Raw genomic sequence first — 23,577 nt, 5'->3', positions numbered from 1 at the left:
TAGATCGATCAACAATCGTATGCAGTGTTGTTTGGGCCTGAACGGATTCAATTCGCTTGTTTCCGTGCGGTTTCGACCCAGTCAGGTTTCTCGACAGTGGTTGAATCGATATCGGTGGTGCGGTAGCTGATCGTTACCGTCGGTATCTTGCTGTTCGAGAAGTGCGTTATCGTGACGGTAAACTGTCTGATAATTCCCTCTTCGTCAATGAGAAGCGTGCTGTTGACCGGCTCGTTGGTGTTCATCGTTGGGTTAGCTCCGCCGGTCGAATTGTACCGGAGCAACGTTTCACCGTCACGAGTGACCGTCCCCGCCGCCTCGTATTCATCACCGTTCGGGTTTGTGCGTCTTGTCACCTGTTCTGTGTCGTTTCGACTTTGGGCGGTCGTCTGCGAGCGACCGGTCCCGTGGTTTAACTACGATCCCACCGAATGCGCTCGTATGTACAGTGTGGTCGGCTGTCCGGAGTGTTCGGCGCTGAAGATCGTGGAAGACCGTCCGGAGACGACGCAGTGTCCCCGGTGTCGTCGTCGAACCGCATTCGAGAAGTTGCGGACGATCTACCAGAGCGACGATCTCGACGCCGCTCGGGAAATCCGTGCTCGACTACTCGCTGAGCGCAGCGGCCACAGCGACGCGTACGCTGCGGTGGACAGCTTCGCTGAACTCGACGCGCGAGCTGATGACGCGGGCATGAGCCACGAGGAATACCTCGAACGCGAAGGGATCGACACGGACGCCACTGCTGCCGCCGCAGAGCGCGCCACGACTGCCACCGGGTCGACACGTGGCGGCAGTCGAAAAGAAATCGTGCTCGATGTGCTCTCCGATCTCGATCGGCCGACACGCCAGGCGGTCGTGGATCAAGCTGGTGCTGCAGGCGTTCCTGAGAAGTACGTCCACGAGGCACTCGACAAACTCGCCAGAAACGGTGTCGTAACCGAAACCGACGGTCGGTATCGACTGCTGTGATGTCGTTCATTCTACGTTAGTCCTGAAATCACTCGCATACTCCTGTCGGTTGTTGGAAATCGACCTTCGAGTGAACACAACAGACGACGCGCGATACGACTACCATTGCTAGTTATTCACACTCCCTTTAATTCATCCCCACCATTTACACCTTGTAAACCGATTAAAGAATATTATCATTATCAATCATAACAGTTTTCACTGCAGCAATGGCATCGTCAAACGCACAGAAGCAACACAGCGCTCCCCCGTTGGCACAGTCTCAGCGGTTCGGCGGGGACTACAGACAACACTAACCATGACAAACGACACAGACGAGGACAAGGTCAAACAGCTCGTTGATAACAGAGAGGCAAGCATTCGTGACGTGGACAACAGCGCCGGGCGGGAGTTCCGCGAGCTACTCGATTCGCAGGATTTCGTGTTCGCACCGGGAATGTACCACGCGCTCGACGCCCGACTCGCGGAGATGGCGGGGTTGGACGCAGCGTACATGAGCGGTTACTCGACCGTGCTGGGTCAGTTCGGATTCCCGGATCTGGAGATGGTGACGATGACCGAGATGGTCGAGAACGCAAAGCGCATGGTGGAGGCGACGAACCTGCCGGTCATCGCGGACTGTGACACGGGGTACGGTGGCGTCCACAACGTTCGCCGGGCAGTGCGGGAGTACGAGAAGGCCGGCGTCGCGGCGGTTCACATCGAGGACCAGACCACACCCAAGCGGTGTGGTCACATCGCTGGCAAGCAGATCGTTTCGCGCGAACAGGCCGAGTCCCGGTTTTCCGCAGCTGTCGACGCAAAGCAATCGGAGGATACGGTCATCATCGCGCGGACGGACGCCTACGGGTCGGCAAACGGCGATTGGGACGAACATCTCGCTCGCGGCCGACTGTACGCTGATGCTGGCGTGGATCTCGTCTGGCCGGAGATGCCCGATCCATCGCGAGAGGACGCCGTCAATTACGCCGAAACCATCCACGAGACCCACCCCGACCTGAAGCTCGCGTTCAACTACTCGTCGAGCTTCGCGTGGTCCGAAGAGGAGGACCCGCTCACGTTCGAGGAACTGGGTGAGCTGGGGTACAAATACATCTTCATCACGCTGTACGGACTGCACTCGGGTGCCCATTCCGCCTACGAAGACTACGCGAACATCGCTGAAAACGACGAAAAGGCTCAATTCGACCTCGAAGACCGGTATCTCGGGCACGAGACCGAGAGTCACCACGAACTCTCGTTCGTCAGCCGCTATCAGGATATCGAAGCCGAATTCGATCCAGAAGCGAAGGCCCGCATGGAAGCCTCCGAAGGGTTCAGTGACGAACAGTCCGATCCCATCTCGTCCGACGACGACTAATCGAGTCGGATTGTACTCCGACGATGACTAATCGAGTCGGATTGTACTCCGACGATGACTAATCGAGTCGGATTGTACTCCGACGACGACTCGATCTCACAACTGGGCCGAGAGGAGCAGACCGTACTGCTTCACTCCACGGTGCTCTGAGCAGTCCAGCCGCCGCCGCGATCACAGCCGTCTCGTTCAGTGTATTCAATATCGGTTTCGCGGCTCACAGGACCGTCGCCGTCGACGCATTCGACGACGAACTCAATGTAGTGAGTGTTTCCACAACAGCCCGTATCCACGAACTCCTCGAAGCGTTCGCCCTCGCTGAAGGAATCGTGCGATCGGACAAGCCACGCCCGGAAATGGGTCTGATCGATCTGGAGCCGTCCCCACTCACTCAGTTCTGATGGGTGGGATAACACGGCACGGGAGATCATGCCACGGGTACGCCGAGAATGGCGGTGTATCTTTCGGCGTCGGAGTTCTTAACTCGTCTCCGAGTCGGTGTCGTCGTCCTCGTCGACGATTTCGAGTCCGCGGTTGTTGACGGCGTAGGGATCAAGCCCGACCTCTTCGAGGAACTGTTTGTACTCCCGCTCACAGTGTTCCGCGTCGGTCTGTTTATCGGAAGCCCGGTCACAGAGCTGGATAAGATCGACGGGCACGTCGTTGGTGTAGACGATCCAGTGGTTGATGAGATCTGACAGCCGACGAATCGGGCTGGTGAAATGGCCGTAGATTTCGAAGTTCAGCGCGTGGTGACCGCCAAAGGGATCGTTCATGTATTTCGCGCGGGGCATCACCCGCATCACGGCGCGTTGGATCTTGTCGAGTTGGCGGTCGGGTGCCTGTTCGAGGGTGGCGTTGACCGCCTTGCGAGGATCGTCCCAACTCCCTGCAGGGATCGAAACACCATTGAGCTCTTGGATCTCTTGTAGGGCTTCGTCCCACTCCTCGGGTGCGGGCTGGGGGTGGACGCGGTACATCGCCTCAACGCCTCGGTCCCACATGAGTTCGTGGGTGACAGCCTTGTTCGCTTTCAACATGCACTCTTCGATGATGGTGTGTGCACGGTCACGACTCGGATTCAACACGAGCGATCCGTCTGCCTTGCGCTGCTCGTGCATCTGCTCAGCCAACTCGTACACCAGGGCACACTCCTCGTGAAGCGGTGCGTCGGGATCGTCGAGACGACGCTCACACTGGGTGTACGTCAGCCGTTCGTCGGAGGTGATGACGGATTTGTAGATGTCGATCGACTCATAGGTGAGCGTTTCGGGATCCAGATGCATTTCGACGGTGTGGGCGAGTCGATCCTCGTTCGGAACGAGCGAACAGACCGTTTCAGCGAGCACCGGTGGGAGCATATGGATCGTGTAGGCAGGCAGATAGACGGTGTTGCTGCGCTCGATCGCTTCGGTCCACATGGCGCTGTCGGGGTGGACGTAGTGGGTCACGTCTGCGATATGCACCCACAGAATGTACTCCTCGTCGGTGCGTTCGATGCTGATGGCGTCGTCGAAGTCTTGAGCGTCGATCGGATCGGTCGTCCACGTCGTTCGGTCACGGAGATCGACCCGATTATCGATCTCGTTTTCGATCTCCGCTTGGACGTTCGCCGTCCGTTCTTCGGCTTCCTCGATCACTTCGGGAGGGAACTCGTCCCGGATCTCGAACTTCTCGAACAGCTCTTGGCGCTTGTTATCGAGGTGACGCGCCAGTTCTTGATCGATCGTAACTGGCCCTTGTCCCTCGGCAGTTCCTGCCTCCGCTTGGTCCTGAGAATCGCTCATAGAAGAGCTACTAGGGTGGGACAGTTAGCCGTATCGGGTATCGGTGTGCGTTCGCACGCCACAGAGCCTCCAATCAGGGTGGGATGGACTGGATCGAACTGTCTCGACTATTCCGAGCGCCCATAGCGTTCCTCGACCAGACGGTGGTAGTGGTGAATGAATTCCACCTGCGTCATGTGCTGTGGTTGCTCGATGTCGATTAGGAGACGTTCGAGTTCACCACGCGGATGGTGATCGATGTCATTGTGGCACGGTTTACAGAGGTGTTCGAATTCCTTGCCACTTCGTTCCCATCGATCTCCCTCTTTGTCGTATTCCCGAGCGTCCGATCGAGCGACTCGCGTTCCGCAGGCGATACATGTGACGCGCGCCTCGCGCCCGAGTCGCATCCCCCACATGAGTTGTATATACCTCACAGTGGTACTTAGCTCTGTGCCATGCACACCCACGGTGGTGCCCGCGGATCAATCCAGTCGGTCTAGATCGTCGAGGAACGACCGAAGCATCTCCCGCGTGACGTGGGGCATCATTACAACGCGGAGTTCGCCAGCACCGGTTTTCGAGACGCGCCATTCACGATCGCGTAGTTTCTTGATCGTGGATTGTGGGATGTCGGTTGCAACGAGTGGGAGTTCGGGGGGTACAACATCGTATCCTCGTTCCGTGAGGGCGGTCGCGAACCATTCGGCGTTCTCCTGTGCGGTTCGTGCGGCCGTCCGATAGCCGTCGGGCCACAGTGCTTCCATTGCGGCAACGGCGCTTGCGACCCCAGCCCCGCTTCGCGTACCAGTGAGCGTCACTTGCCCCGTTGATTCGAGATACGGTGTATCGATAGCCAGCGGATCGAGCAGTTCCGAAGACCGTGCGAGCAGTCCACCGGCGGGGACGACCGCTTGGCCCATCTTGTGCGGATCAATCGTCATCGTGTCAATCGACGCGTGTTCGAAGTTCCAGTCGTGGTCCGTGAACGGAAGCACGAACCCCCCCCATGCGGCGTCGACGTGACAGAGTGCGTCGTGTGCCTCCGCGAGCGCGGCGATCTCGGGGATGGGATCAACCCGGCCGTACTCGGTCGTTCCGGCCACGCCGACCACTAACACTGTCTGATCGTCGATGAACTCGGCCATTGCGTCGGCGTCGGCTCGATAGTCCCTGAGCGGCGCGCGTCGGAGTTCGATGCCGAGCACATCGGCGGCCTTCGTGAAACTGAAGTGAGCGCTTTCGGGGGCGACGACGTTCGGATCGGTGACGCCGTCGCGGTCCCGTGCACGGTTTCGCGCAATTCGAACGGCCTGAATGTTCGCTTCTGTCCCTCCAGACGCGACGTATCCGGCCGCGTCGGAGAGTCCAGCAATCCGTCCGAGCGTCTCGATCGCCTCCGCTTCGAGCGCCGCAACCGTCTCGTACGTTCCTGGATCACCGGGATTGGTCGCCAGAAACCGCTGTGCTGCGGCGCGGGCCTCCGGATGAGGGATCGTACACATCGATGAGAGAACGCGAGCGAAATCCTGCGGGTCGGCCCGCTGCATAGCTACCCTATCGAACTCTCGGGTTTAGCCATTGCGTTCTCGCTTCCCGATTCCCTCCGGCGACTCGGTCCCCATCCGTTCGATGGTGTACGTGATCGTGAGAAACGGCCGTCCGAAGATCCACAGCCCGTGTTCGGCCGTGAGATCGGTCCCAGAACCGTTGTCGGGCCACACGCGAAAGTCCTCGTGCATCGGGAGCCGTACCGTACCAACGGGCGTCAAGAGGTAGATCCCTTCGTCACCCGGTTCGTCCCGCTGCCGCGAGGAGAGCCTGATTCCGTGTCCGCCGTCAGCATCGATATCTGCGGTGTCGATCCACAGAACGGCCGATAGATTGCTCCACGGCAGCGGCAACCCGATGTTCATGTACGTTTCGTCCTCGTGTTCGTGGGTCGCGTAGGCAGCGACGAACACCGCATTTCCCGTTTCGGTGTCCGTCCGGATCCACGCCCGTGTTCCTGTTCGCCCGTCTGCGGCGTCATCGATATCGACGATCCGGCTGTCGGTCCGTCTTGTCGACGCGTCAGGTGCCGGGAGGTTGAGCTGTTCGATCCGTGATGTCACTCGCCTTCCAAACCGTCCGCCAAGCCGGAACCCGGCGTGATACTGCACGTCGTACTGCAACTCGTAGGCGGCGGTTTCCTCTTGACATCCTCCCCGCGCTAAAGCGCGAGGATTCCCGACCGCGTTGGGATATTAAGGTTCGCGGTTCACGACCTGTTCTCGTGGGGCGAAACAGCCCTCACTACGGTCGAACAGGTGAACCGCTGGCTGTGCCAACCAGCCGTTATCCCTATCGCCGCCATCCGTGGCGAGACTCGGGAGTACCTTTTGTCGAATATTCTCCGCGCCGTTCACGTCCGCGTTCGCAACCGTATCGCACTCATCGCACACGTACAGTCCGCGTTCAACGCGCTGATTGTCCTCGGTGTGACGGCACGCCGAACAGGACTTCGATGTATCGCGTTCGGACACCAACTCCACGTTGATACCTTCCGCTTCCGCTTTGTAGTCGAGAAGCGTCGTGAAGCGGTCGAACGCCCACCCATGCAAGTCGAGGTTGCCGTGGTCGCTCCAGTTGCGGGGGTCGCCGTTCTCGTCGTCCTCTCGGATGCCACCGAGGTCGCCAACGACAAGCGTTCCGACACCTCGTTCGACGCATCCCTCAACGATTGCTTTCGAGAGTGCGTGCAAGAAGTGCGTCCGACGACCCGTCCGCTTGCGGTCGAGACGCGTAGCCTCTCGGGACGAGGAATCGTCGCACTTGGCTTTCTTCTTCGTGAAGTAGTATTCGTCCTCTTTGAGTGCGCCACCCGGATACAACACCGATTCACCGCCGAACGAGACGGCGGCGAAGTTGCAAATACCGAGGTCAACACCGGCCACATCGTCGCCCGGTGGTTCCGGGTCGATAGTGATTCGACAGACGAATTGTAATCGCCACTCGTCGCGTTTGTAGACGGCCCTAACCTGTTGAATGTCCCACTCGGTCAGGTCAACATCTGGGCGGGTCTGGTACTCGCACAGGATGAAATCTGAACGGTGTTCTTTGAGGTTGCGGCCTTTCGAGAGGCGAACACGGGTGAACTGTGCGTCGTGCTTGAAGCCAGCCGCTTTGAACGACACGGTTGAACGTGGATGGGAATCTCCGTTTTTGCGGTAGCCGGGCGGTCGGGCACGGTCGTCGCCGTTCCGACGCTTGCCGAACCAGCCGTTGAACGCTTCAGCGAGTTCTTCGAGAACGCGCTGACTGGATTGAGAATGCAAGTCCGTGTAGCGTTCGTGGCTTTTGAGTTCGGCTTTGAGTTCCCCGTCATCGGGAATCTCGCCCGTTTCGTCCCACTGTTCTTGTGCGTAGTAGCGACCGACATTCCAGAGTTTTGAGGCGGCCCATCCGAGTTGGTCGAGGCCGTCACGAACCTGTTGCTGGTTCGTAATCGTGGCCTCGAAGGTCCGGATGGTTCGACTCATTTTCTGGCTTCATAACTGGTTATGAACGCCGTTCTCTTAATAAAACGTTCGAACAGCCGGATGGACGGCTTCTGGATCGAATCCCGGTCGGGCGTACGCCGCTAGCTGTTCCATCTGTCCGATCGGAGCGCCCGGTCCCTGGAGTCCGTTCCGTTTGAGGAACGCCGCTCCCACCCGACCGCTGGATGTGAGCGAACTGAGCGGCGGTGTTCGGTGTGTGTCAGCGGATGGTACGGAGACAGCCCAGCCGAGTGCACCCACCAGCCCGAACACGATCGCGTTCAACTGACCGTGGATCGCCACCATCGTGTCGATCCGAAGCCCGGCGATCGTCTGGCCGAGAAACTGTGAGAGTCCGTAGCCGAAGGCAAACAGCATCGACACCGCGACCGCGATCGACGAGATCGTCAGCGCCACCTGCTGGATCCGATTCGAGCGTTCAGGAACGATGCACAGCGTGACGAGCGCGAACGCGATCACTCCTCCGGCAAGCGTGGTTACAGCGACAATCTCGACCAGTGGCGACAGCGTGATCCCAGCGGCGATCAGCCCTGGACCGACGATGATCGTGGTGGCTGCCCCCGTATAGACGCGCCGCAGACTCGACCGTCCGATTACCTTGACCACGCGGCCGGTCACGCCCGTGAGGATCGGCAGAGTGAACCCGGCGTAGTGGAAGTGCACCGCTGTGAAAAACACGATCGCGTCACTGAAGCCCATCGGTTCGAGTCCAAGACGACTGCACAACAACCAGCTGCTCCCGACGACGACGTACAACAGTCCGGCGTCGACGGCGAGGGCGGAGACCGATACACGGTCCCGAGAAACGAGTCGCCCGAATCCCCACGCCGCTACTGTAACTGTCACGATGAGCCACGGAACGATCGACAGCCCGGCGAGTATTCCCCGACTGAGAGTGAACGAGACCACGACGAAGGCAGCCCCGATCGGTTGGAGCCACACGGCAGCGCGGTACCAACGCGACCGCACCCCGCGTCCAAGCAACACGAAAACCAGCGGCACGATCACCAGCGGTGCCAGCAAAAAGAGGCGTTCGAGCCGACCGACCGATCCCCACGCGACGAGCGCGAGCCAGCTTCCACCCCCGATGAGGGCGCTCAGTTCAGTCACTCGACGACTGAGTAACGGAGCGGACGAACGAACGCCATCGATCATCGACACTCACTGGAGATTGAATTTCCTACCATACAACACGTCCGAAACGATCACTAATCAATCATCGACATCGTGAGAGGCGAGCATCGCGTTCCGGGGATGCGTTCACGGATACAAACACGCAATGAGGCTGCCGTTCCCCACGACTAGCACTGATCCGAGTAACACGGGGAGGATCGCCGCACCGATCGACAACACGGGATCGACGAGGTCGTCTCTGGTTTGGGAGAGGGCTATCATCGTTCGCAGGAGTCCTTTGAGGACGAACAACGCAACGAGTGCCTCGAACATCGTCGTCACGACCAGTGTCGGGATTCCCATTTCGCCAGTCGTACAGAGCATGCTGTTGTTCGCGCCGAGCATTTCCATCCCGCCGAATGCGAGCCACACAGGTCCAAGTAGTCCGATCGAAACGATGGTCGCCGTGCGGATATCCTCCCGCCCGGACTGCAGGAGGACGCCTTTGAGTGTGACGCCGCACACGACGATCACTCCACCCAGCCACCGGACGCCGCTCCCCGCCGGACCCAACAACGACGATACCCTCTCAGTCAGCCGATCAGGAATGGTTACCATATAGTGTTATTACGAATATTCACGGGTAAAAAATTATTTGTAACGCGGCTATCCCATTCAGTCAGGTTGGCTACTCGCGGACGGATTCGAGTAGCAGTTTCTGCTCGACGCGTTTGACTTCGTGTTGAACATCCCTGACGGCGTCAATATTGGCGCTGATAGAGCTGATGCCAGTGTTGACGAGATACCGGACCATCTGTGGTTTCGACCCGGCTTGACCGCAGATGCTCGTATCCACGCCGTTTTCTCGGCACGTTTCGATGGTGTCTCCGATGAGTTTCAACACCGCAGGGTGGAGTTCGTCGAATCGGGACGCGACGTTCTCGTTGTTCCGGTCGACCGCCAGCGTGTACTGCGTGAGATCGTTCGTACCGAAGGAGGCAAAGGAGATGCCGGCGTCGGCCATCTCCTCGACGCACAGCGCGCTTGCAGGCGTCTCGATCATTACGCCCCACGTCCGGATGCTCGGATCGATACCGACGTCTTTCATGAGTGATTTCGCACGGTGAACGTCTTCGACATCGTTCACGAGCGGCAGCATGATCTCGACATTGTCGTACCCCATGTCGAACAGCCGTCGGAACGCTTCGAGTTCGTGCTCGAACACGTTCGGGCGGTCGAGACTCCGCCGAATACCGCGATAGCCGAGCATTGGATTGTGTTCGTCCGGTTCGTCCTCGCCGCCTTTGAGTTGGCGGAACTCGTCGGTGGGCGCATCAAGCGTGCGAACCCGCACAGGTCGGGGATAGAATTCGTCGGCAACGCCCCGAACGCCGCTGACGATCTCCTCGATGTACGCATCAGCCCCGTGGTCACGGATGTAGCGCTCGGGCGTTTTGTCGGTCGAAAGGATCATGTGCTCCAGTCGGAGCAGTCCAACGCCGTCGGCACCCGTGACAGCGGCACGGTGGGCGGCCTCCGGAATGGAGACGTTCACCTTCACCTCGGTCGCCGTCATCGGCTTGACGGGACTTTGTGGTCTGACATCCTCGTGTGGCTCGTGGTCCTCGGTGTCTTCTTCGGTCGCGCCCTCCTCGACGGTTCCCTTGTCACCGTCGATCGTGAGAACCTGCCCGTCGTCGATCTGGGTGGTTGCGCTGCCGGATCCGACGACGGCGGGCACACCCAACTCTCTCGAAACGATAGCGGCGTGAGAGGTCATTCCACCTTCGTCGGTGATGATCCCCGCCGCGCGCTTCATCGCCGGCACCATATCTGGCGTTGTCATCTCAGTCACGATGATGTCGCCCTCCCCGACCTTATCGAGCTGATCGAGTTTCGTTACGATCTGTGCCGGTCCCGAGACGACGCCCGGACTCGCACCGAGACCCTTCAACAGCACTTCGCTGCGTTGTTTCGCTTCGAGACCGCTTCCGTCCGTCGCCTCGGCCTGTGGCGTCGTGGTCTCATCGGAGATCGTTGTGATCGGCCGTGATTGGAGCATGAACACTCCGTCTCCGGATTCGTCCTCTGAGGGGTCGATGATCGCCCATTCCACGTCCTGCGGCGTGCCGTAGTGGTCTTCGACTCGCCGGCCGAGTTCAGTGAGCCGAGCGATCTCCTCGTCGGTCAGTACGCGCTCGGTGCGCTTCTCGTCGGGCACCTCCGTCTCGACGGTTTCGCCTGTTTTTGAATCTTTCACGTGCATCGCTTTCTTATCAGCGATGGTGATGGTCGTCGGCTCGGCAGTCGCGGGATCGATGACGTAGTTGTCCGGTGAGACCGACCCGGAGACGACAGCCTCGCCCAATCCCCACGCGGCTTCGACGATGATCTCGTCGTCACCGGTCGATGGGTGACTGGTGAACATGACGCCGCTTTTCTCCGCGTCGACCATCTCCTGCACGACGACGGCGATATCCACTATATCGTGGTCGAATCCCTGCTCTTCGCGGTAGTAGATCGCGCGTTTCGTGAACAGCGACGCCCAACACTGTTTCACCCGGTCAAGCAGCGCTTCACGGGTGATGTTCAGAAACGTCTCCTGTTGGCCCGCGAAGCTCGCGTCCGGGAGGTCTTCTGCTGTGGCCGAAGACCGCACCGCAACGAACGCCTCACCGTTACCCACCTCGTCGTACGCTTCGAGGATTCCGGAGGCGATTTCCTCAGGCAGCTCCGTGTTCATAATGAGCTCCTCAGCCGTTTCCTCGGCGTCGGCCAGTGCCGAGGAATCGTCCGGATCGATATCGACTGCTTCGAACAGCGCGTCGTCGATCCCCGTCTGCTCGATGAACGATCGATACGTCCCCGCCGTCACCACGAATCCCGGCGGAACGGGCAGCTCCGCCCCTGTAAGCTCACCGAGCGACGCCCCTTTTCCGCCGACGGAATCGAGGTCATCCGACCCGATCGTATCCAGCCAGAGTACAGCCATTGCGTATTCGAAGGGTCGCCAAGGCCAATAAAGAACCTTCCGACCGACGCGAATAGAATTAACTCGAACTTAAGTTGTTGATTATGGCGGGCAGAAGGGGCAGTGTAACACAATTACTTGCTTCTTTACTTTCACTTCACTTTTAATAGTACGGGATAGGTGATCTCGCCGTCGTAGTAAGCGGCCGCGATTTCCTGAACGAGGTCAGCGTCGTGCGCAGCCGCTTGGAGATACGCCCGAATCGCGGTCACGAGGAGATCCGTCCGGTCGTCACCGGAAACGGCCGCAACTGCGTCAGTTCGGTCAATCGGTCTGTGAGGGGCGCGAAACTGGACGCGTTTCTTATTAGCATCTATTACATGTACATTGTGAGCCAATGGTTTAGCTACTGTTGTGTGTACAGCGTGAGCGACGTTCGGGACACAGCCGGGTGTGTGCTTGTGTCGCGTGTACCATCGTCTCTGACAATTCTTATCCGTACTCCGTGGTGAGACACCCGATATGAGCGATCTTCCAGAGGAGTTCAAATGCACGATCACCACCTGGGAGTACATCTACGATCTCTGTCGAGACGTTTCACAGCAGGTCACGGGGGCGTCGTTCGAGCCAGATGTGATCGTGGCGTTGGCGCGCGGAGGGTGGTTCGCTGGTCGGTGTTTGTGTGATTTCATCGGGTTGGACGACCTTGCGAGTCTCAAGATGGAACATTACGTCGGAACGGCCGAGAAGACCGACGAGCCACAGGTTCGGTATCCGATGCCGGAGGGCAGCGTCGAGGGCAAGGACGTACTCATCATTGACGACATCGCTGATACGGGGGGGTCGATCCGACACGCCGAGGAGTACGTCACCGACCGCAATCCCAACGAAGTCCGGACGGCGACGCTTCAACTGTTGGGGACGAGCGAGTTCGAACCGGATTTCGTCGGTGAGCGCCTCGAAGAATGGGCGTGGGTGGTCTACCCGTGGAACTTCATTGAGGATATGATCGATCTGATCGGCGGTGTGATGGAAAAAGCGGACGCGAAGACGTTCACCCGCCACGATGTCCGTCACCTTCTCCGTAAATACCACCGGATCGACCGGATCGAGATGGAGATCGCACAGCCCGACCGTCTCGAAGAGGTGCTTGCGGAGATGGTGCGCCGGGATCTCCTCGAACGGACTGCTGATGGGTGGCGACAGCGACACTGACCGAAAGTCCCGGTGTGTTAATAGTCATGGCTCATACGACCGGCCATGACAGTTGGATTCATTGGTGGAAGCGGCATCTACGAATCGCTCGATATCAAGAACTCCCGCGAGAAACGCGTCGAAACGCCGTTTGGAGACCCCAGCGCGCCGATCACCATCGGAACGGTAGCCGACACCGAGATCGCGTTTCTCCCCCGACACGGCCGTAACCACGAGTACTCACCGACAACAGTGCCTTACCGCGCGAACATCCACGCGCTCAAACAGCTCGGCGTCGATCGAATCCTCTCAAGCAACGCTGTCGGCAGCCTCAGAGAGGATCTCCCACCCCAAACGCTCGTGATTCCGGACCAGATCTTCGATCGAACTTGTCACCGTCAGTCCTCGTTTTTCGAGGATTTCGTGGTCCACATGAGTTTCGCCCAGCCGTACTGCCCGCAACTGACAACTCACCTCGCTGGGTGTCACGAGGCAACCGACACGACGGTCGTCGATGGCGGGACGTACGTCTGTATCGAAGGCCCCCAGTTCTCGACGCGCGCCGAAAGCGAGTTCTACCGCGCCAACGATTGGGACGTTATCGGTATGACCGCCATTCCGGAGGCGAAACTCGCCCGCGAGGCCGAGTTGTGTTATGCGACTGTCACCGGCGTCACCGACTACGACGTTTGGAAACAGGACGAACAGGTCACCCTTCAGGAGGTACTCGACAACGCGACTGCGAACGAACGCGCTATCAAACGAGTCATCGAACGCGCGATCGAGACGCTGCCAGACGAACACGACTGTGAATGTCACCAGGCGCTTGCGAACGCGATCAACACCCCGTCTGCGGCGATTCCAGAGGAGACGAAACGACAAACTGAACTGCTCGTTGGCGACTATCTGTGATTCTATTGAACTTATTGTATAGTTTAAAATAAGTAGCGACGCCTTGCTGGCTACGCTATTGATCGGTATCGAAGCCGGATCACGATCCGTCCTCACGGACGTACATGAGCGCTTGCGCCAACTCCTGGGGATCGACGCGCCCTTCCGTTTCCGCCAATCGTTCTTGGAGCCGGTCGGGTGTCATACTGTGACATAGATACCGGTATAATATAAATCTTACTACGAAGAAAGTAGCGTAATTTTTGGTGTGTTGTTCGAATATTAATCCGCAACGGCTTCATCTGCCGTCGATCCGGCTGTTTGGTCGTGTATCCAGAGGTCTCCGAAGAGTTCGTCCTGTTCGAGGCGAACTTGCCCCCGGTGCCCGAGGAACAGCAGCGCGAGAAACGTTTCGACGCGTGAGCCACCAACCGCATTGATCTCGGCGTACAGCACTGCATCCCGTCCTCGGTCGTACTGTTCACACAGCGCACGATAGACGGTTTGAATGGTTGTTTCGATGTCTTCTGTGTGGGTCGTACCAGTGACCTCCGTTTCTGATGGTTCCTCGTCCATCCGGCGGGCGTCGTCGTCGCGGTAATCGAGTGTTTGGGTACCACGGCTGAATCCACGCGGCGAGTCACTCGTGTCGTAGGTCCGTGATTCCTTCCAGTGTGTGTTTCGCTCGCGCTCTCTGAGTTCTCGAACGAGTTCGTCGAGCGTTTGGGGCGTGCCACGTGCGCGTTTCCGATCGAGCCGCCGATCCATCTCCTGTTCGAGCGCGTCGAACGGATCCCGGCCGTTTTCGGGGGCTGTTCCCGGCGCCTCGGTCGCTGTCGGCTCTATCCATTGGTGCTCTTCCTCGATGTCTGCCGACTCCTCCGGTTCGCTCGCCTCTGTCAACGCTTCGCTTTTCATGCGCAACAGAACGCTGGCGTAAAACAGCGCCCGCCCACCCGCCCGGAGATCGGCTGAATCGAGCGCACCGAGGAACTTGTCGGTGACAGCCACGAGGTCGATGTTCCATGGATCGATTTCCTCGTCTTCTGCGAGTTGCACGAGCAACTCGACCGGTTCGACTTCCTCGTCCGTCGCATCCGCTTCGGTGGCCGGTTCGTTCGTGTCCTCGGCTGTGCTCTCGGGATCACCGCTGGTGAGATCGATCGTAACGCCGTCGACGTGTTCAGTCATCTGCGGGTACCTCTCTGTCCGTGTCGCCACTCAGATCGATTCCCGTGACCGCGCTGATGTTGTTGCCCTGCATGGTGACGCCGATGGCCCGCTCGGACCGTTCAAGCAGCGCCGACCGGTGTGAGACGACGACGAACTGGGCATCGCCGGCGAGTTCGTCGATGAGTTCACCGACGGCGTCGGCGTTGGCCGCGTCCAGAAACGCGTCGACTTCATCGAGCGCGTAAAACGGCGCGGGATTGTGTCGTTGGATCGCAAAGATGAACGCGAGCGCCGTCAGCGATTTTTCACCCCCAGACATCGCTGCGAGTCGTTGGACCGGTTTGTCGCCGGGTTGGGCCTTCATCGTCAGACCGCCCGCAAACGGATCATCCTCGTCTTCGAGAAACAGCGTCCCAGACCCATCGGACAGCCGCGCAAAGATCTCCTCGAACTGTTCGTTGATGCCCTCATACGCGTCCATGAACGTCGCCCTCTTTTTGGTCTCGAATTCCTTGATGCGGGTCTGGATAGCGTCACGCTCCTCTGTGAGCGTCTTCCGGCGCGTTTCGAGGTCGGACAGCTCCCCGGAAACGCGATCGTACTCATCGATAGCGAGCATGTTGACTGGTTCGAGCGCAGCCATCTCCTCTTCGAGCCGCGCAATCTCGCGTTCGAGTGTCTCGTGAGCAGGAATCTCCTCGGGGTCGTACGAACCGACCTGTTCGGCCAGTTCCTCGATCTCCGAGCTGAGCCGCGTTTTCTGCTCCCGTAGCGATTCGAGCCGGCTTTCTGCGCGGTCGACCGCGTCGGCGGCCGTTTCGTAGCTCTCGCGGGCGTCCTGTAGCTCCGTTTTGAGATCCGTTCGCTCGTCTTTGAGATCAGCCAGCTCTTCTTCTAGTTCCGCTACCTGCTCGTGTTTGCGTTCGAGGCGTGCCTCCTCGTCTCCGATCTCCGCTTTGCGCTCCTCGATACGCTCGGTCGCGGCTGCGTGGCGTTCCTCTGCGGCTTCGATCTCGCCTTCAAGATCGTCGATCGTCTCCTCCGCGTACTCTCGTTCCAGCTTCAACTCGTTGAGATCGTCGTCGATCCGCCGCATCTCGTCTTCGAGATCGGTGATCGTTTCCCGAAGGGTTTCAGCGTGGTCGGTGAGTTCCGCGACGGCCGAGGATCGGAGTTCGGCTTCGAGATCGTCGATCTCCGCTTCAATCCCGGCGATCGTCTCGTCTTTCTCTTCGATCTCGGCTTCGATCGTCCGCATCTGCTCTTCGGTCTCCTCGCGGGCGCGTCCGATCTCCGTGATCTCCGCTTTTTTGTCCTCGATTGCCGCCTCGGTGGATTCGATGCGCTCATCGATCTCTGTGCGCTCGGCCTTGATATCGCGCACCTGATCGGTGGCAGCAGACTGGCGCTCCCGTGCGTCGTCGAGTTGTGATTCGACCGATCGAAGGTCTTCACGAAGCGATCGACGCCGGTCTTCGAGTTCAGTAATGCGCTCTGCGACCTGTTCGAGCCGGCTGGTATCGGAAGAAAACGAGTACCGGGTTCCGTTGTTCGAACCGCCTGTCATCGCGCCGCTTTTTTCGACCAGATCTCCGCCGAGCGTGGCCATCCGGAATTCGCCCATTAGCTCGCGGGCGGTGTCGATGTCTTCGACGACAAGGGTGTCACCCAGCACGTACGAAAAAACACCTGCGTACCGACGGTCGAACTCCACCAGGTTGTACGCGAAATCGACCACACCCGTGTGTCCCGGAAGCGAGGGCAACGAGCGGTGCTGCATCTCCGAGATCGGGAGAAACGTTGCGCGGCCCGCGTTGCGGGACTGGAGGTGTTCGATACAGTGCTGTCCAACGCCATCGTCCTCGACGACCACGTGGGCGAGTCGTCCCCCGGCTGCCGTCTCACACGCGACTGCGTACCGGCCGGAGATGCTACCGAGTTGACTCACCGCTCCGTGAACACCGTCGATCCCGCTGTTGAGGACCGTCGACACCGCGCGGCCGTACGAGCTGCTCGTGTCGTCGGTGTTCGCTTCGAGTTCGGCGTACTCCTGTTGGGCCGCGCTCAGCTCGTCTTCGATCTCGTCGATTTCCGCTTGTAGTTCGTATTTTTCGTCCCTGAGATCGTTGACCGCCGACTGGATCGTGGCTTTGTTTTCATTGGCCGCTTCGAGCTCTGCTTCGATGTCCGTGCGTTTCGCTTCGAGTTCGGGGATCGTCTCTTCGAGCGACTCGATTTCCGCTTCGAGGTCGCGCCGTTCGTTCGACCGGCGTCGGGCCGCGTCAAGCAGCCGATCCTGTTCGCGTTGGCTGTCGTTTCGCTCCGATTTCGCCGTTTCGAGCCGGTCACGCGCGTCGGCCAACTCCGTCTTTAGCCGCTCGTACTCCGTGTCGACTGCTTCGATCTCGTTTTCGACTTCTGCAAGCTCGGACTCGTGGTCTTGAATCTCGGCTTTGATCGAGACCTTTTCGACCTTTTGTGCTTTGATCTGGCCGGCCAACTCCTCAATATCCTCCTGTTTCCCATCGAGCTTTACGAACGCTTGGCTACGCTTCCGTTCTGCTTCTTCTGCGCGCTCGGTAGCGGTCTCGATGGCGTTTTCTTTCCGTGCGATCTCGCCTTTGATCTCCTCAATTTCCTGTTTGACGCGGAGCTGTTCGTCCTCACCTGTCCGTTCGATCTCAGCGTTTAACTCCGACAGCTCCGCCTCCAGTTGAGACACCCGGTCCTCCCGCTGTGAGCGCGTTGCTTGGCGGTCAGTGAGCGTCGCTTCAGTGTCGACGATCGTCTCCGTGATTCTATCGAGGCGGTCGCGCTTTTCTTCGAGTTCTGCGGCCGTGAGATACCCTTCGTACTCGGATTTCTCATCTTTGAGCGTCTGGTATTCGAGGGCCGTCTCCCGTTCGTCTTCCAACTGTTCCAACCGCTCGCGTTTCTCCTCGATCCGGAGATCAGCCTCTTCGAGTCGTTCTCGAACCACCTCTAACTCCTCGGCAGCGTCCTCTTTGCGAGCGTCGAACTCCGCCACGCCCGCGATCTCATCGATGATCCGACGGCGGTCGCCCGCCGACATGTTGATGATCTCGGTTACGTCGCCCTGCATCACCACGTTGTACCCCTCCGGAGCGACACCGACCTGAGCCAATAGGTCTTGAATATCCGAGAGATTCACCGATCGACCGTTGAGATAGTAGTACGAATAGTAGTTGTCTTCGGTCTGTTTGATCCGTCGTTTGACGGTGATCTCTTCGGTATCCCCGACGTTGTCCGTGCCGGCTGCGTTGACCACCTGTGAGCGCGACACCGCTCCGGCACTGTTGTCGAGAATCACTTTGACGCTCGCTTCACGCGTACCGGATGGTTTCTCGTCGGTGTCATCCGGATTGTAAATGAGGTCCGTGAGCTTCTCCGCACGGATACCCGATGTGCGCGCAAGCCCGAGCGCAAAGAGGATCGAATCAATGATGTTCGATTTTCCAGATCCATTGGGACCGCTGATCGTGGTAAAATCCTCGTAGAATGGGATCCGTGTCTTCCGACCAAAGCTCTTGAAATCGTCCAAAACGAGTTCTTTGATGTGCATCGATAGTTGATCGAGACGACAACCGGCCTATGCGACGATGATCCCGTCGCCGTCTTCCTCGGTCTCCGTTTCTGAATGGGATTCTTCTCCCTCCGTCGTATACGTGTCGACTTCGTCCAGGATCGACATCGAACTGGTGACCGATTCACCAGTCGGTGACGACTCAGACGGGGCGTACATCCCCGATGACGATCCCTCAGCGTCGGACCCCTCCTCAAGAGTGTCCTCGACTTCGCTGAGGCGCTGTTTGCACTCTAACAGTTCCTCAGTTAGTCCGGTGACGGTCGCTTCCAATTCCCGAACCTGCGTTTCGAGTTCCTCGACACGATCACTGCGACCCATGTTCGCTAGGGATCGCCCAAACCGTATAAAATTGCGTCAGACATATATGTTCCCTTTGATATTTATTGGGGAGTATCAGAACGTCGTCACTACAGTCACAGTCGAACACCACAATCGAAGCGGTGGGAGCATCGACCGGGTCAAAGCATAGCGTCCACAACCGAGACGATTGTGATGACAACGGCGGCCGTGAGCAGGATCGCTCCAGCCATGAAAAGCGTCGTGTGCAAAAGGCGGTGACGACGCGCCTTGGACGGCGAACGCCGTCGACGAGTGGGTTGCTGGCGTTTCTCTCTCGGTGGTCGGCCACCGGGTTTGTTCGCCATACTTACACTACGATAGGCATCGTGTAAAACGAATCGGTCGAACACCACTGCAATACCACCACAATCAACCCTAGAGGAGATCCGCCAGATCTCGATTGTTTTTATTCGTGTTATGTGTATTTATTTCCATACTATTGAACGCGTCACGAAGATACATTACAGTGGGCAGAGAACACCACGTGTCTATGAGTGCCAGTAGTTCCAATTACGTCAACGACGTGTTGGTGTCAGCTGACTGGGTCGAAGATCGTCTCGATGAATTCAAAACGGACGCGCCGGATCTGCGATTAGTCGAGGTAAACAGTCCGGAGTCGCCCGAAGAGGACTTCCCTTCGCGGTATGAGGACGGCCATATTCCCGGTGCGATCGGTTTCCAGTGGGACGAGGATCTTTCCGACGCAGTCGAGCGAGACATCCTCGACAAACCGGAATTCGAAGAGACGGTCGGTGCGGCCGGGATCACCGAGGAGTCGACGGTCGTCTTCTACGGGAACGGTTGGATTCCGAACTGGTTTGCGCTGTTTGCGTACTGGGAGTTCAAATATTACGGCCACGAAGACGTTCGCGTCCTCGACGGTGGCAAGGACTACTGGGTTAACAACGAGTACCAGCTCACAGAGGAGTCCACTGATTTTTCTTCGCAGGAGTACACTGCTCGCGGTCCGTTTGAGGGGATTCGTGCTTATCGAGCGGATGTCGAACAAGCCTTAGAAAGCGGACTTCCGATGGTTGACGTTCGGTCTCCCGAGGAGTTCACTGGAGAAATCATCGCACCAGAGGGTCTCCAAGAAACCGCTCAACGCGGCGGCCACATTCCGGGTGCAAGTAACGTTCCAACCGCGTCGGTGCTTGACGACGACGGCACGTTCAAAAGCGCCGAAGAACTCAAGCAACTGTACGAAGAGCACGACGTTACCGAAGATCAAGCCGTCGTGACGTACTGCCGGGTTGGAGAACGCTCTTCGATCGCGTGGTTCGTCCTCACTGAACTGCTCGGCTTCGACGACGTGGAAAACTACGACGGGTCGTGGACCGAGTGGGGCAACTCCATCCGCGCACCGATCGAACGTGCTGAGTAACTATAGCAATACAGATAACACGCTTGATCAATTATTTAGTAACAGGGCGCTATAAAGTCACGAAACGTCGATTAATACTAACCATACTTACCACAATATGATTTTATAGCTATATAGATGGTAAATAATAAATTAGCATCGGTTTACTACAGCAAAAGTCATAAAACACAACCCGGCAATACTACTAGTAGAACGGAAGGATGTCCACGACGAACACGGTGATGAGTCAGTCCTGTAATATGATCAACGAAGCAACATGAGTTTGAAAGGAACGTTAACGAACCGTCGAGGATTCCTTGTGAGCGTGGGCGTCGGCGTCTGTGGCGGGCTTGCAGGGTGTTTAAGCGATGGCAACGACGCAGGGACCCCTACTACGACACAGAACGATAGAAGCGCAACTCCGGAGACGGACACCCCAGAACAGGTAGTGAAGACTGCTCCATCCGACGACGCACCGATGACTACGTCGACAGAGACGTCGACCACTTCGACCCCTTCGGAACCGGTCTCGCCCCCGCTCCGTTCGGAGTCAGGAACGACGAGCTACGGGATTGGGCTGGCGGGCAATCCCATCATAGCCAACACGTCGGATCCGACGGTCGACATCTACTACTGGTCTGATTACCAGTGTGCATATTGTAAACAGTTCGAGATGGGGGACAACGGAGCGCTCCCGAAACTCATCCGCAACGAAGTGTCTGATGGGGTAGCTCGGATCGTCCTTCTTCACTATCCGAACTACGGAGACCACTCTTGGACGGCCGATGTGATGGCTACGTGTCTCTGGAACCGCGTGAAAGACGATCGTCCAGATCGTTTCTGGGAGTGGCACCGGACCGTCTTCGAGAATCAGCAACTCGATGGCGGAGAGTGGTCCTCCCGGAGCAACCTTCTGGGCTACGCCCGTGATATCGATGGGATTGACGCCAATGCCCTCGATCAGTGTATGAAACAGAACCGCAAACAACACGAAGCAAAGATCAAACAAGAACGAAAGCGCGCCCGAAACGAGGGGTTCTCGGACACCCCCGGCTTCGTGCTGTATCATTCGGGATCGGACCAAACCACCTCCTTTTTCGGCGCGCAGCCGTACTCCACCTTCAAACAACAGATCGATGCGTACCGCAACCTATAACCCATGAGTAGCGATTTCAGGACGTACACACGAGCTGGCACGAACCGACTCCAACGATTCGGTGAGGAGTTGTCGACGGCGCTTTCCTACCCGTTTCTATCCGGGGGGCGAGTTGTACTCACGACTGTTGTGGCTGGACTCACGTTTTTCGTGCTTGTCCTGTTCGCCCAGTCGATGGGTGTGATCAACATGGTCCTCAACAATCCCCAGCTTGTCACTGTCGATTATTTCAAAAGCATCTTCTTGATAAACATCGAGCAGATCGGCACCATCTCAATCGCGATGAACGTCGCGTACGCGATGTTGACGGGGATCGCGATCACGAACATGGTCGCACAACTGCGGATGTTTCAGGTGGGCAGCGTTGCCAACATCAGCGCCGTTATTCCCGGACTGTTCGCTGCGGGCTGTGCGAGTTGTGGTCCTGGTCTCTTTGCCATTTTCGGTCTCACAGGGGCGGTGTCGTTCATTCCGTTCCAGCAAACCGTGCTCCGTGTCGCTGGAATCGCCCTGTTCCTCCTGTTTCTCGGATTTGCTGGCGACCCCCGTGAATGTCGGATCGACTGACGCCGGTGCTCTCCCGGTCCGTTTTTCGACTGTAACCGTGGACAGTCCGGTGTTTTCCCTGTATTCGTCTCACAACTGAGTGCTATTGATCCTGTTACGGTATTCAGTATATGATTATACTATGTCCATTTCTGAATTGACACCATAATTTACGAAGATATTTACCAATATTATCCAACTATCACCCACATAATTATGATCCGTGGAGTTCTTGATTCCATTGCCGATATGAGAAACTATTCAAATAGACGTAAGTTCATCACAGCAATCGGATCCATCGGAACAGCGTCACTCGCCGGCTGTTCATCGATCTTGGGTGGTAAGGACGGGTCGAATCTACTCGATTCGACCGACAGCTCGAATTCTACCACCGATACTGACACGCCCGATGGGATTTCCACTTCTGGAAAATCAGTTGATAAGTTCAACAATATGTCGTCGCAGTGGGAAGTACAGTACGGTAAGCCAACAACCACTACGAAAGACGTGTTTCAGGGCGACCAGTCGGTCGTACTCCGGCCGAAGAAGAATGGAAAACAGGCCACTGCCAAGATTTCCCGCACGTTCTACCCGGAGGCGTTGGATCTGAGCAACCACGATCTTTCGTTAGCGGCGAAAGTGAACAAGCCCGATACCGTCAAGATACGGGCCGAGATCATTGCTCCGGCTCAAAGTGCAATGCTCACTGCGACTCGCCATATTCCCAAGGAGTTGAATGGGTGGGTTCGGTTCGATCTCGGTTACACGGACAAACAAGGCAATCCAGTGTTGGGTAACGTGGCGAAGATCAACCTCCAGATCGGGCCGATGAACAAGCCGTTCGAAGTGCTCATTGACGATCTTCGGAAGGTTCCCAAGGGGAACAAGGGGAAGGTGATGTTCCAGTTCGACGACGGACACGTGAGCGCCTACGAAACGGTGTATCCATTGTTTAAAGAGAAAGATTGGACGGGTTCGGTCGCCATCATCCCGGACGCGGTCGGCGGAGATGATCGCATCACCGAGGCCAATATGCGCGAAATGGGCAAAAACGGATGGGATATGGTCGGCCACGCTAGCGAACTCCTCCCGAAATACTCCTCTGAAAAACAACGACGGATCCTCCAGGAAACGAAACGCTATCTCAACGTGAAGGGTTTCAAACGAGGCTCGGAACATTTCATTGTTCCATACCATCGAGTGAACAGCGCGAGTCTCAAGCATATTAACGAGCTGTTTAAAACGGCCTATCTTCAGGGCGGCGGCCCGAACAACGCCCGCCGACCCAGCAATCCCGCGTTCATTTCCCGTGTGAACGGTGAGTCTATCCGTGGTACCCGCCAGATCGTTAACATGGCTGCCGAATTCAACCAACTGGCTGTCATCTACTATCACGAGATCGGTGGTGAGGGATTGCCGGTAAACGCCCTCAAGAAGGTCATCGATCACGTCGCCAACAAGGACGTTGACGTTATCACCCCCTCTCAGTTCGTTGATAACAGTCACTGGTAGCCGAATGCCCCTCTGCATAGGTGTGATATCACTTACCACGCCATCGGAAAAACTAATATAATTGCGATTATACGA

General features: G+C 57.7%; 22 protein-coding genes and 1 pseudogene. 8 read left to right on the top strand and 15 right to left on the bottom strand.

Annotation, left to right across the window (positions count from 1 at the left end):
• Positions 1–47 precede the first annotated feature (47 nt).
• The gene (locus EIK79_RS16875; protein ID WP_124956824.1) at positions 48–356 is read right to left on the bottom strand and encodes a DUF7537 family lipoprotein; all 309 of its coding nucleotides are present in this window, start codon (positions 354–356) and stop codon (positions 48–50) included.
• Positions 357–441: 85 nt separating this feature from the next.
• Between EIK79_RS16875 and EIK79_RS16870 the strand changes: the two genes are divergently transcribed.
• Complete coding sequence (locus EIK79_RS16870) at positions 442–972, top strand: DUF5817 domain-containing protein (RefSeq protein WP_124956822.1); 531 nt, start codon at positions 442–444, stop codon at positions 970–972.
• Between the two features lie 298 nt (positions 973–1,270).
• Complete coding sequence (gene aceA, locus EIK79_RS16865) at positions 1,271–2,332, top strand: isocitrate lyase (protein WP_124956820.1); 1,062 nt, start codon at positions 1,271–1,273, stop codon at positions 2,330–2,332.
• A gap of 131 nt (positions 2,333–2,463) precedes the next feature.
• On the opposite strand, the gene EIK79_RS16860 is transcribed toward aceA, so the two are convergent.
• From EIK79_RS16860 to EIK79_RS16815, 10 genes and pseudogenes are all read right to left on the bottom strand, one after another.
• The gene (locus tag EIK79_RS16860; RefSeq protein ID WP_124956818.1) at positions 2,464–2,760 is read right to left on the bottom strand and encodes a hypothetical protein; all 297 of its coding nucleotides are present in this window, start codon (positions 2,758–2,760) and stop codon (positions 2,464–2,466) included.
• A 48-nt stretch (positions 2,761–2,808) separates the two neighbouring features.
• The gene (locus EIK79_RS16855) at positions 2,809–4,116 is read right to left on the bottom strand and encodes an RNB domain-containing ribonuclease (protein WP_124956816.1); all 1,308 of its coding nucleotides are present in this window, start codon (positions 4,114–4,116) and stop codon (positions 2,809–2,811) included.
• Between the two features lie 107 nt (positions 4,117–4,223).
• A complete protein-coding gene (locus EIK79_RS16850) occupies positions 4,224–4,514 on the bottom strand; it encodes a DUF7562 family protein (RefSeq protein WP_124956814.1) in 291 nt (96 codons plus the stop codon).
• 66 nt (positions 4,515–4,580) lie between these two features.
• The gene (gene mfnA / locus EIK79_RS16845) at positions 4,581–5,645 is read right to left on the bottom strand and encodes a tyrosine decarboxylase MfnA (RefSeq protein ID WP_124956812.1); all 1,065 of its coding nucleotides are present in this window, start codon (positions 5,643–5,645) and stop codon (positions 4,581–4,583) included.
• 24 nt (positions 5,646–5,669) lie between these two features.
• Complete coding sequence (locus EIK79_RS16840) at positions 5,670–6,269, bottom strand: hypothetical protein (protein ID WP_124956810.1); 600 nt, start codon at positions 6,267–6,269, stop codon at positions 5,670–5,672.
• A 72-nt stretch (positions 6,270–6,341) separates the two neighbouring features.
• Entirely contained in the window at positions 6,342–7,616 is a 1,275-nt protein-coding gene (locus EIK79_RS16835) for an RNA-guided endonuclease InsQ/TnpB family protein (protein ID WP_124956808.1), read from the bottom strand.
• A 36-nt stretch (positions 7,617–7,652) separates the two neighbouring features.
• Positions 7,653–8,792 (bottom strand): YndJ family protein, encoded by a 1,140-nt coding sequence (locus EIK79_RS16830; RefSeq protein ID WP_124956806.1) that lies wholly within the window; start codon positions 8,790–8,792, stop codon positions 7,653–7,655.
• Positions 8,793–8,897: 105 nt separating this feature from the next.
• Positions 8,898–9,368, bottom strand: coding sequence for a hypothetical protein (locus tag EIK79_RS16825; RefSeq protein WP_124956803.1), 471 nt, complete (start codon positions 9,366–9,368; stop codon positions 8,898–8,900).
• 70 nt (positions 9,369–9,438) lie between these two features.
• Entirely contained in the window at positions 9,439–11,742 is a 2,304-nt protein-coding gene (gene ppsA / locus EIK79_RS16820) for a phosphoenolpyruvate synthase (protein ID WP_124956800.1), read from the bottom strand.
• Positions 11,743–11,888: 146 nt separating this feature from the next.
• Positions 11,889–12,098 (bottom strand): annotated as a pseudogene (locus tag EIK79_RS16815) (hypothetical protein); the annotation flags it as partial.
• A gap of 145 nt (positions 12,099–12,243) precedes the next feature.
• Here EIK79_RS16815 and EIK79_RS16810 point away from each other — a divergent pair.
• Positions 12,244–12,936, top strand: a complete 693-nt coding sequence (locus tag EIK79_RS16810) for a phosphoribosyltransferase (RefSeq protein ID WP_124956798.1) — start codon at positions 12,244–12,246, stop codon at positions 12,934–12,936.
• Between the two features lie 45 nt (positions 12,937–12,981).
• Positions 12,982–13,827 (top strand): S-methyl-5'-thioadenosine phosphorylase, encoded by an 846-nt coding sequence (gene mtnP, locus EIK79_RS16805; RefSeq protein WP_124956795.1) that lies wholly within the window; start codon positions 12,982–12,984, stop codon positions 13,825–13,827.
• Positions 13,828–14,088: 261 nt separating this feature from the next.
• Here the strand turns inward: mtnP and EIK79_RS16800 are convergent, their stop codons facing one another.
• From EIK79_RS16800 to EIK79_RS16785, 4 genes are all read right to left on the bottom strand, one after another.
• Positions 14,089–14,997, bottom strand: a complete 909-nt coding sequence (locus EIK79_RS16800) for a segregation and condensation protein A (RefSeq protein ID WP_124956793.1) — start codon at positions 14,995–14,997, stop codon at positions 14,089–14,091.
• Positions 14,990–18,562, bottom strand: coding sequence for a chromosome segregation protein SMC (gene smc / locus EIK79_RS16795; RefSeq protein WP_124956791.1), 3,573 nt, complete (start codon positions 18,560–18,562; stop codon positions 14,990–14,992). The genes EIK79_RS16800 and smc overlap by 8 nt, the downstream gene beginning before the upstream one ends.
• A gap of 27 nt (positions 18,563–18,589) precedes the next feature.
• A complete protein-coding gene (locus EIK79_RS16790; protein WP_124956788.1) occupies positions 18,590–18,904 on the bottom strand; it encodes a DUF7518 family protein in 315 nt (104 codons plus the stop codon).
• Positions 18,905–19,044: 140 nt separating this feature from the next.
• Positions 19,045–19,230: a hypothetical protein gene (locus EIK79_RS16785; protein ID WP_124956786.1), complete on the bottom strand. Its 186-nt coding sequence runs from the start codon at positions 19,228–19,230 to the stop codon at positions 19,045–19,047.
• 185 nt (positions 19,231–19,415) lie between these two features.
• Here EIK79_RS16785 and EIK79_RS16780 point away from each other — a divergent pair, with 185 nt between their 5' ends.
• From EIK79_RS16780 to EIK79_RS16765, 4 genes are all read left to right on the top strand, one after another.
• Positions 19,416–20,309 (top strand): sulfurtransferase, encoded by an 894-nt coding sequence (locus EIK79_RS16780; RefSeq protein WP_124956784.1) that lies wholly within the window; start codon positions 19,416–19,418, stop codon positions 20,307–20,309.
• Between the two features lie 256 nt (positions 20,310–20,565).
• A complete protein-coding gene (locus tag EIK79_RS16775; RefSeq protein ID WP_124956781.1) occupies positions 20,566–21,444 on the top strand; it encodes a DsbA family protein in 879 nt (292 codons plus the stop codon).
• Positions 21,445–21,447: 3 nt separating this feature from the next.
• Positions 21,448–22,011 (top strand): hypothetical protein, encoded by a 564-nt coding sequence (locus EIK79_RS16770; RefSeq protein ID WP_124956779.1) that lies wholly within the window; start codon positions 21,448–21,450, stop codon positions 22,009–22,011.
• A gap of 228 nt (positions 22,012–22,239) precedes the next feature.
• Entirely contained in the window at positions 22,240–23,502 is a 1,263-nt protein-coding gene (locus EIK79_RS16765; protein ID WP_185715688.1) for a polysaccharide deacetylase family protein, read from the top strand.
• Positions 23,503–23,577 lie beyond the last annotated feature (75 nt).

Origin of the sequence: Halocatena pleomorpha, from assembly GCF_003862495.1 — an archaeon.
In the GTDB taxonomy this organism is placed as follows: Archaea; Halobacteriota; Halobacteria; order Halobacteriales; family Haloarculaceae; genus Halocatena; species Halocatena pleomorpha.
Note: the sequence above shows the minus strand (reverse complement) of the source record. Positions and strands in the feature narration are given on the sequence as shown.